Origin of the sequence: Nocardiopsis prasina DSM 43845 (assembly GCF_000341265.1) — a bacterium.
GTDB classification, from domain to species: Bacteria; Actinomycetota; Actinomycetes; order Streptosporangiales; family Streptosporangiaceae; genus Nocardiopsis; species Nocardiopsis prasina.
The window spans coordinates 27,001-36,749 of the sequence record NZ_ANAE01000157.1; the positions used below are offsets into that span (position 1 = coordinate 27,001).

Sequence of the window (9,749 nt, forward strand, 5' to 3'; positions counted from 1 at the left end):
CTCTCACTCGTTCGGGGGCACGGTCCAGGAGGAGGTCATGCCCAGGATGACCGGCCAGTTCGCGGTCGAGGTCAGGGTGAGGGTGGCACCGTTCTGCTCGACCTTGGCCGAGGTGCTCTCCCCGCTCTCCTCCGTGCCGAAGACCAGTGGCCCGAAGTCGAGCCCGCCCTCGTCATGCCAGGCCGAGTACAGATAGCTGCTGTAGGACTCCCAGGTGGTGAGAGTGACCTTGGGCCGGTAGGCCACGACCATGCCGGTGTAGATCCTGCTCAAAGACCCGCCAGGACCGAAGAAGTAGTTGTTGGCGCCGCTCTTGTACTTGGAGAAACCGGCCGCATAGGGACCGTTCTTGAACGAGTTCACCCCCGAGTACCAGCCGTCGGCCTTGATGGGAATGGTCCGCGCGTCCTGGAACTCGATCTTCACGCTGAACCCGGTGTCCAGGCCCCAGGACTGCACTGTCTTGCGGTTGCCCGCCAGACCTGCGGCGAGGAAGTCCAGCCAGCTACCGGCACCCCATTCGGCGTAGTGCTCGGTGTAGTTGTACTCAGTGGTGTCCCTGGTGACCTCCAGCGAGGTCGCCGTGCCCTTGGTGGCGTCACCGCCGAAGTTGTTGCCGGTGATCTGCATGACGTAGTCGATGGGGTGCGGGCTGTTGGTGCCCAGGTTCCACTTGCGTTCCTGCACGTTGCCGAACGCGCTGGAGAACATCCCCTGGTACTGGGGATTGTCGTAAGCGTCCAGGATGTCCTTGGTGGGCGCTTCGATCTGCTTGACGTAGTCCTGGAGCTGCTGGTCCTTGTTCAGGACCTCCACCTTGTCGCTGTTGATCTGGTCGAGCAGCGCGAACTGCGCGGGGTCGTTGAGCCAGGTGTGGAAGTCGGGGGATCCTGAGGGGACGTTGTTCTTCCATTACGCCTGGGCGCTCTGGTAGTCGGTCGTGTACTTGCGTCGGGCTGCGTTCGCCGATGCCTGGAGGCTCTTGTAGTGGTCGTCGTGTTCGAGGTTGCCGACCGCGAGCGCGTTCATCCACACCCGGTAGGAGTGGTCGAACCCGGAGCTGCCCGCAGCGGCGTTGGTGTTGGTCTGCTCCTGGGGGTTGGAGGGGACCACGTTCAGCTGTGCCCACAGGGAGTACGGCAGGCTTCCGGGCGGAGGCGTCTGCCCGCCCCAGTCCCACGGTTTGCTCGGGGTGGTGACCTGGACCGCCTCTCCTGCCGGAGTGTGGATCATCTCTGAGAGCTTCTGTGCGTAGCGGAGCCACAGGCTCACGCTCTCTTCGGTGGCCACAGCGATCTCCCCTTTCAGGGTCGGTTACGGGTGGTGTAGACGACACCCTGCCCTTTGGAGAGGCCGAGGCTTTCCACCTGGTCACCAGGTTGGCTCTGTCGCGGTGACCTTCGTGCTCTTTTGAAGGGACATATCGATCGACTCGGTAAGGGTTATCTCACCCGAAAGTAAGCAGGCGATGCGTGGCCAGGACGCCCTCGGAGTGCCGCCTGGCCTCCAGGGCATGATCGGCGAACGCATGCCCCGTTGCGTGCTCCGTGCGAGCCCAGCAGTTTGGATCGCGAAGCGGCCTTCTCGTCCGGCCCCGCTTGCTCGCCTGTGCGTGCGCCACCGTGTCCGGCGCCAAGAGCATCGACGAGCTCGCGGAACGGGGCCAACGCACCCACGAGAGTCTCCTGGCCGCGATCGGGGATGGACAGGGCGCCGACGACGGGAGCTTCTCGTGGGAAGGGGTCAGTACCTATGCCATAGCTATGTCAGCGCTGTCAGGTCGAAGGTGCGCGGAGGGCCCGAGAGGGTTGCCTTCGCTTCGGCTCCGAAGCGGTCAAGGATCTCGACCTCCCCTGCCTCGATTCCGTCCAGTGCCAGTCGAACGAGGTAGTCCGGTTCGATCCTCGGATCCTCAGGGAGAGCGAATCCGGAAGCCTTCATCGCTTCTTTCAGGGTTTCGCTGGCCACGAGCCCGGGGACGAAGGCAGCCACCAGAGTTCCCTGGTCCGCCAACTCCACCCGCACACCGTTGGTCAGTCCCCACTGCGCGGATTTGGCGGCGGCGAGGGCGGTGTTGCTCTCGACGGTAGTCCAAGCCACCGCTGACAGGACGTTGAGGATGGCACCGCCACCATTGTTGGCCAGCACGGGGGCAAACGCTCGGATCATGGCAAGTGTGCCGAAGTAGTGCGATTCCATGAGCTGCCGGACCACATTGAGGTCTCCGCTGACAAGGCTTCCAATTCCCATGTAGGCGCCATTGTTGATCAGCAGGTCGACGTCGGTGGCGACCTCCGCGGCGTCTTCGATGGACGTGTGGTCGGTGATGTCGGTGTAGAGCACCTCGGCGCCAGGGATATCGACAAGCTCCGGGCGGCGAGCCGTGGCGTAGACCTTCGCCCCGCGACGCAGGAGTTCGATGGCGAAGTGGCGACCCAGCCCGCTGTTGGTGCCGGTGACGAGGGCTGTGGATCCTTGTAGCTGCATGGGGTCCTGTCTGATCTGGGCTTGCGGGCTGCCCCGCGAGGCAGATAATGACCGGTCGGTCATCTTAAGCCGACAGTGGACCACAAGATGACCGGCTGGTCAACTTGATAGGATGGTCCGCATGACCCTGTCTGCCCGTTCACTGCGCTCAGACGCGGCGCGAAACCGAGAACTCCTCCTCGCCGCCGCAGAGGAGGAGTTCGCCAAGCGGGGCATGGATGCCTCGATCGCGGACATCGCTCGCCGTGCGGGCGTGGCGAAGGGGACCGTCTTTCGACACTTCGCCACGAAGGAGGAACTGGTCGCCGTGGTCGTCGGCGGTCATTTCGTCTCGCTCAGCGTCGTCGCGGGAGAGCTGCTGGAATCCGCTGACCCCACGGGTGCGTTGCTGGAGTTCCTGACTGTGGCGGCAGAACAGTTGCAGCACCAGGATCTTGTCTTCTTGCAGGAGGTCACGGAAGGAGATTCAACAGTGACCGAGTGCCGGAATCAGCTGCATGCGAGAACCAATGCGTTGGTCGACCGTGCCCAGGAAGCCGGTGGAATCCGTTCTGACGTCACTGGGTCCGATATTCTTCTGATTCTCTGCGCTCTCGTCCACACGGTCGGTCTCCGGACGGAACAAACCCCAGATTCATGGCGGCGTCACCTCATCATCCTCTTCGACGGGCTGCGGCCCCAGGGTGCTTCTCCGTTGCCGGGCCCGGTGCCGGAACGGCTCTGATGAACCGGTGGGAAGCGGCGCGGACGCGAGGAGGGCCGACACGGTCTTGAGAATCTCGTGGACCTGACCTGAGTAGCTCACGGTTCTCGCATTCGAGGTCACCACATACGGGCGGTGTTCTCTCGCGTAGTGGTGACCGCTTCACGCCCACTTCCCCGCCACACAGGACCGTGCCCAGGCCAGGGCTCGTTCAAGTTCCCGAGAGGTCGGGTCCGCAGCTGATCGCGAGGACGGCAGAGCGTGTTCGGGTAGGTCCCGGATCGCGCGGGTTGTCTCGGCGATATTGTCCCGACCGGAGCCCCAACGGCCGTTGACGACCTCCGATGGCACCTCGCAGGGTTCTCATTATCGAGGATGCTCCTTGGTCCCGGGCGGCCGGTTCGCCCGAATGCCGGAAAAGCCTTCTGCAAGGGGGCGAGAACGTTATGAACGGGATCATTCCGTTGGGTGCCCTCCGCAGCGCACCACGCGTTACGGTGGTGTTGTCCAGGCCCCGGGTTCTGGGCATTCCAGCACTACTCGCCGCGCCCTCCCGCTCGGGTCGCCCTCCTGAGGGAGTCCCTGTCCGTGAACCCCTACCGGGACGACAACCCCCCGTATCGTTTCCAGACCCCGCCAAACTGGCCTCCGGTCCCGCCTGGCTGGACGCCGCCCCCGGGGTGGCACCCGGACCCGGCCTGGGGTCCGGCCCCGCCTGACTGGGCCTTCTGGGTGCCGTCCACCCCGGCGCACAGCCACTCCGGTCGGCCGCCCTCGACCTTTCCAGCGCCGCCGGCCCCGATGACGGCGCATCCGGCCCAGCCGCACGTGGACACCCAGATCGGTGTGTTCGGCGCGCGTGCCAAAGCCCGTGAACTCGCGTCCAAGGTCAACCAGCTCACCGACGAGAACACTCACCTCAGGAGCAGCCTGGAACGGTTGGGGCTCCTGGAGATCAACGAGATCGAGGGTGTCAGGGACCGGCTCCGTGAGGAGATCGCCGCACTGGAAGGAGCGAAGGAACGCAGGCGCGTGGAGATCGAGGAGGAGCTCCGGACATCCGCGGAACAGACCACACAACGGCTGGAGCGATCCCGGAAGACCCTCCAGAAGAAGGTCGAGCAGCTCGAAGCCGAGGAGAGGCGCCAACGAGCACGTGCCACTGCCGACACAAGGCGGCACGAACTCCGCTTGGACGAGCTCCGTGAGCAGATCGTCGTGTCCGAGGACATGGCCGCCCTCCAAGAGGCCGGTATCTACGAGTACTCCCACCCTCTGGACGACTCGGTCGCCTACAAGGCCGCGCTGGCCGAGCTCAAGGACCGTACGAGGTCGATGAACCGCAAGGACGGTGGGGCCGTCGAAGCCACCACGTCCTTCACCATGAACGGTTCCGTCACCGAGGGTCGCACGATGGTCAGAGAGTTCTCCAAACTGCTGTTGCGCGCCTACAACAACGAGGCCGACAACCTGGTGCGCGGGATGAAGGCCTACAAGCTTCCCACCTCACGTGACCGGCTCACCAAGAGCAGAGCCACCATCGAGAAGCTGGGCCGGTCGATGGACATTCGCATTTCCGACGCCTACCACCGGCTCCGACTGCGCGAACTCGAACTGACCGCCGACCACCTGAACAAGGTGGCACAGGAGAAGGAACGCGAACGCGAGGAAAAGGCCCGGCTCCGGGAGGAGCGCCAGGCCCAAGCCGAACTGGACCGGGAGAAGTCCAGGCTGGAGAAGGAACGACGACACTACGAGAACGCCCTTTCCGCGCTGCACGACCAAGGGGATGACGAGGGCGTCAAGCGCTTGCAGGAACAGATCGACGAGGTGGGGTTCGCCATGGAGAACGTCGCCGAACGGGCCGCCAACGTCAGGGCAGGCTACGTGTACGTCATCTCGAACCTGGGTTCCTTCGGGGAGCAGATGGTCAAGGTCGGTATGACCCGCCGACTCGATCCGATGGACCGGGTCCGAGAGTTGAGCGACGCGTCGGTGCCATTCAACTTCGACGTGCACGCCCTGCATTTCTCCGACGACGCGGTGGGTGTGGAGGCCGAGATGCACCGCCGACTCGCCGAGAAACGTGTCAACCGTGTCAATCTCCGCCGTGAGTTCTTCTACACCTCGCCCTCGGAGGTGCGGGACCTGCTGGGAAGTGTCGCGGGCGACCTCATTCAGTACGAGGAGGTCCCCGAAGCGGTCGAGTACCGGCAGAGCACGAGGACGGCCGAAGAAGGAGGGTGAGAGGGCTCGAACAGGCACTCCTGTCCTGTCGGCGACAAGCGGCCGATGGGTGTGGACCGGCTGACGGTGGTCGGATGGAACCACGGCGGCGTCGGGTCGGCGGTTGTGACGTCTCGTGTCGGTTGTGGGGTGAGGCCCCGGGGTGTGTCGGCATGATTTCCGATTCGAAGAGGGTGCAGAGCGCTGCCAGGACGCCGGGCGACATCATGCGGGTGGGGCAGTGTCGCCGCCGTACGCGCCTGCGCGCCCAGGTCGATGAGATCCCTCGCGTGCACGACGCTGTCCGGGTCGTTGGTGGGGCTGTCCAGGTGACCTCCGGGTGGTGGTCGGCGATCCGCCTCGCCACTGTCCATTGGTCCTGACCCCGCGTAGGTGGCGGACCCACGTCGCCGTGATCCCGCCGACAGCCGCCGCGGACCCCGCGAGGAGCACCGAGGACAGTATCCATTCGCGTGAGCCGTCCGGACCGTAGACCCGGTTCTCGGCGCCCACGTCGACAGCCGGGATCTCCTCGCCCTCCTGACAGGTCTCGCGCCCGGCGGCGTGAAGGTAGACGCCTCGCGCCTCGCCGTCGGAGTCCGCGGTGTAGGTGCCGTTGCAGGTGCACGACTCGTGCCCGGGGTGTTGGACGCAGCTGAGACTCGACATGGTGAACACCCCCGGGGCGCCTTCCCCACGCGCCGCTCGCAGACTCTGGTCGAGCCCGGCGAAGCCCACGTAGGCCACGCCGGCGACCAGAAGCAGCAGAACGAGGGAGAAGGGGAGCGAGGGGGCTCGATGTGGCTTCCCCTCACTGGGGGAACCCTCCCCGGGGAACGCCGCCGTTCCCTCGAGACGCGTCGGGTCGCCCTTCGCGTCGTGGCCGAAACCGTTCTGGTTCATGGTGCTCACACCCTGGCCTGTTCGTTGTCGTTGTCCGGGTTCGCTGTCCGCGTTCCGGGCGCGGGGTCGTTCTCCGTGCTCGCGTCACCGCGGGCGATCTGTAGGGCGAGCACCGCCGCGATCGCGCACAGCCCGGCGGCCATGAACCACACCGGGCCGTAGTTCCCGGTCACGTCGCGCGTGAATCCGCCGAAGACCGCCATGGCTCCCGCGCCGACCTGGTGGATGGCGTTCACCCACCCGAAGACGATCGCGCCGTCCGCCCCGAACACCCGGCGGCACAGCAGGATGGTCGGGGGCACGGTCGCCACGTCCAGCAGGCCGAAGACGACAACGAAGGCGATGAGCGCGGCGCCGGCGTTCGGGCCGAACAGTGCGGGCAGCACGGCCAGGAGCACGGCCCGGCCGAGGTAGTAGGCGACCAGCAGGCCACGCGGGTCGACGCGGTCGGTGAGCCAGCCGGAGGCGATGGTGCCCACCAGGGAGAAGACACCGATGGCCGAGACCAGCGCCGCCGCGACGGTCACGGCCATTCCGTGGTCCTGCGCGGCCGGCACGAAGTGGGTCCACATGATGCCGTTGGTGGTGGCGCCGCACACCGCGAACGTTCCGGCGAGGAGCCAGAACTGTCGGCTGCGCACGGAGTCGCGCAGGACCCGGACCGTTCGGCGGGCCGCGCCCTGCTCCGTCCGCGGTGTGATGACGAAGGACGTGGCTCCGTAGGGCCGCTGGCCCACGTCGGCGGGATGGTCACGCAGGATCAGGACGACGAGGATCATCATCACGAACGCGGTGAGGGCCAGCGTCACGATGGCCGGACGCCACCCCTGGTGGTCGATGATCCACGCGAGTGCGGGAAGGAACACCAGCTGTCCGAACGCACTGGCTCCGGTCAGTGCGCCGATCACCAGACCTCGGCGCTCAACGAACCAGTTGTTGGCGATGGTGGCGGCGAAGGTCATCGCGAGTGATCCGGTGCCCGCGCCGACGAGGAATCCCCAGTAGAGGGTCAACTGCCAGGAGTCCGTGATCACCGTGGTCAGCCCGGCTCCCGCGATGACGGTCGTCAGGGCGACCAGCGCGATGCGTCGGATGCCGAACCGGTCCATCAGCGCCGCCGCGAAGGGGGCGATGAGGCCGTAGACGATCATGTTGACCGAGGCGGCGACACCGATCGAGCCGCGCGACCAGTCGTACTCGGTGTGCAGAGGGTCCACGAGGAGCCCCGGCATCGCCGCGAAGGCCGCCGCGGCGACGATGGTCGCGCCCGCGACGAGCGCGATCAGCCAGGCTCGGTGGACCAGTGCGGGCGCTCGCCCGTTGTCGACGGCGGTCTCTCCGCTGCTCTTGGAGTGGTCTGTCGAAGTCATGTGTCCAGACTCCTGTGCGGGGCCCGATCCGGACAGTGTCTCGAAAGCCAATGTGTGAAAGAATCCGGCCATGACCGTTTTCGCGGATCCAGATCGCCACCGTGTGGCCGTGCTCGCCCGTCACGGCCTGCTGCCCATCGAGACGGGGATCGTCCACAGGCTTTTCGGGCGGGCGTGTGGGCCCGACGGCCAACCTCTCTACGAGGTCGTGACCTGTGCCGTGGAACCGGGCGTGATCACCACTGACACCGACTTCACCCTGAACGTCCGCCACGGGCCCGAGGCCCTCGACGAGGCGCAGACGGTGATCCTGCCTGCGGCGCAGGAGGATTACCTGGAACGCCCGCACGACCCGATCTCCCCGGCCCTGGCGGCTGTCGTCAACCGCATCCCCGAGCACGCGCGGGTGGCCTCCATCTGCACGGGCGCCTTCGTGCTCGCTGCCCTCGGGCTCTTGGAGGGTTGCCGCGTCACCACGCACTGGAAGTCGGCCGGGTACTTCCGCGCGATGTATCCGCACATCGACCTCGACCCCGATGTGCTGTACACCGACAACGGGCGCGTGCTGACCGCTGCCGGGGTCGCCTCCGGGATCGATCTCAGCCTGCACATGATCCGTACGGACCACGGCGCCTCCATCGCCAACGAGGTGGCCCGGAACACGGTGGTACCGCCGCACCGCGACGGTGGGCAGGCCCAGTACATCCGCAGCCCCGTGCCCGACCCTGAACGGTCCGCGACCTCCCGGGCCCGGGCCTGGGCGCTGGACCACCTCCACCTCCAGCCGAGCCTCAGTGACATGGCCGACCAGGAGGCGATGAGCGTGCGTACGTTCACGCGTCGTTTCCGGGACGAGGTGGGCCACTCACCGGGTCAGTGGCTCGCCCAGCAGCGGCTCGACCGGGCCAGGCAGCTCCTGGAGGAGTCGGACCTGCCAGTGGACCGGATCGCGCACGTGGCCGGGTTCGGTACCTCGGCGTCGCTGCGTCAGCACATGCACGCGGGGCTCGGGGTGTCTCCCAGCGCCTACCGCCGCACCTTCCAGGGGGTGGGGCGCACCGCGTCCTGACCCTCGCCGGGAGCCGGTCCCCGCCGGTCCGGGGCCGGGTCCGGAGGCGACGGACCGGTGGCCGAACTCGGGCTGTCGCGGTCCCACACGGAGCCGTTCTGCCCGGAGAAGGCTCACTTCCTCCGTGAGGGGGTGTCGCCCGGGGGTGTCCTTCGCACTCGGGGACGATCTGAGCCAAGGGTGCCGTGGGCAGGCTCAGGAGCCGAAGCCGCGAATCCGGTGTCGCATGACCCGGTAGGGCCAGTCGTGGTCGGTGTTCCACTGGCTGACGGTCAGGTGCAGATCGTCCAGCGTGGAACCGGGGATGATGTAGCCGCCATAGAGCTGGGCGACGTGCGAGTCGTCCTCTTCGCCCCACGTCCCACCGTGGCCTCCATGCGAAAGCGTGTGGTCAGGCCGGACCCGGTTGTCAACCACCCCTGAGGGGCGGGCCCAGCCCGGGCCACATGCCCATGTAGGAAACGAACTCAGCACCAGCTCTGAGTGACGGAAATTGTCGGATCCGTTATGACAACCCCCCGTGCGCCCACCAACGCGCTCTGTTTCACTGAGGCGGCGGTCACGAAGCTGGCCGTCTCGCAAGAGCCGTGGTCCCGGTGTACCCCTGCGAATCCGGCACTCCGGACAGGACGGCTCGCACGAGCGCCCCCGTCTTCCCCCTGGAGTCGACTTGAGTCCGAACCCCCCGAGCCGACGCAGCCTTCTCAAGAGCGTCGGCGGTCTTTCCCTCGGTCTGGCCGTGACCTCCGGAGGCGTCCTCGCGGCGACCTCATCGGCCCACGCGGACCCGGTCGCCCAGAACCTGCCCGCGCCTGACCACGCCGGGCTCCGCCTCGTCGCACACAACGAGGACGACCCCCGCATGTGGTACTACCGCTTCGAGACCGACGAGATCGGGTGGAACCCCGCCGTCAACGTCCTCGTGCCGCACGGCTACCGCGACAACGGACGCACTTACCCGGTGCTGTACCTGTTCCACGGCGGGGGCCCC

General features: G+C 66.6%; 8 protein-coding genes and 1 pseudogene. 4 read left to right on the forward strand and 5 right to left on the reverse strand.

Annotation, left to right across the window (positions count from 1 at the left end; all coding sequences use genetic code 11):
- Positions 1–3: 3 nt before the first annotated feature.
- The 3 genes from D452_RS0118110 to D452_RS0118120 all read right to left on the reverse strand — a co-directional run bounded on the left by D452_RS0118110 (position 4) and on the right by D452_RS0118120 (position 2,487).
- Positions 4–816, reverse strand: coding sequence for a hypothetical protein (locus D452_RS0118110; RefSeq protein WP_017545562.1), 813 nt, complete (start codon positions 814–816; stop codon positions 4–6).
- A gap of 96 nt (positions 817–912) precedes the next feature.
- Positions 913–1,290: a hypothetical protein gene (locus D452_RS0118115; protein ID WP_017545563.1), complete on the reverse strand. Its 378-nt coding sequence runs from the start codon at positions 1,288–1,290 to the stop codon at positions 913–915.
- A 471-nt stretch (positions 1,291–1,761) separates the two neighbouring features.
- Positions 1,762–2,487 carry an SDR family NAD(P)-dependent oxidoreductase gene (locus tag D452_RS0118120; RefSeq protein WP_017545564.1) on the reverse strand — a complete coding sequence of 242 codons (726 nt, stop codon included), beginning with the start codon at positions 2,485–2,487 and terminating at the stop codon, positions 1,762–1,764.
- Positions 2,488–2,608: 121 nt separating this feature from the next.
- On the opposite strand from D452_RS0118120, the gene D452_RS0118125 reads away from it, so the two are divergent.
- Together D452_RS0118125 and D452_RS0118130 are read left to right on the forward strand one after the other, a co-directional pair.
- The gene (locus D452_RS0118125; RefSeq protein WP_017545565.1) at positions 2,609–3,211 is read left to right on the forward strand and encodes a TetR/AcrR family transcriptional regulator; all 603 of its coding nucleotides are present in this window, start codon (positions 2,609–2,611) and stop codon (positions 3,209–3,211) included.
- A 780-nt stretch (positions 3,212–3,991) separates the two neighbouring features.
- On the forward strand, positions 3,992–5,437 hold the full coding sequence (locus D452_RS0118130; protein WP_083927553.1) for a DUF4041 domain-containing protein: 1,446 nt from the start codon (positions 3,992–3,994) through the stop codon (positions 5,435–5,437).
- An 887-nt stretch (positions 5,438–6,324) separates the two neighbouring features.
- On the opposite strand, the gene D452_RS0118140 is transcribed toward D452_RS0118130, so the two are convergent.
- Positions 6,325–7,689 carry an MFS transporter gene (locus D452_RS0118140; RefSeq protein ID WP_017545567.1) on the reverse strand — a complete coding sequence of 455 codons (1,365 nt, stop codon included), beginning with the start codon at positions 7,687–7,689 and terminating at the stop codon, positions 6,325–6,327.
- 70 nt (positions 7,690–7,759) lie between these two features.
- Between D452_RS0118140 and D452_RS0118145 the strand changes: the two genes are divergently transcribed.
- Complete coding sequence (locus D452_RS0118145; RefSeq protein ID WP_026129439.1) at positions 7,760–8,758, forward strand: GlxA family transcriptional regulator; 999 nt, start codon at positions 7,760–7,762, stop codon at positions 8,756–8,758.
- A gap of 195 nt (positions 8,759–8,953) precedes the next feature.
- On the opposite strand, the gene D452_RS0118150 is transcribed toward D452_RS0118145, so the two are convergent.
- The gene (locus tag D452_RS0118150) at positions 8,954–9,175 is read right to left on the reverse strand and encodes a DUF4185 domain-containing protein (RefSeq protein WP_017545569.1); all 222 of its coding nucleotides are present in this window, start codon (positions 9,173–9,175) and stop codon (positions 8,954–8,956) included.
- Positions 9,176–9,428: 253 nt separating this feature from the next.
- Between D452_RS0118150 and D452_RS28565 the strand changes: the two are divergent.
- A pseudogene (locus tag D452_RS28565) lies at positions 9,429–9,749 on the forward strand (esterase); the annotation flags it as partial.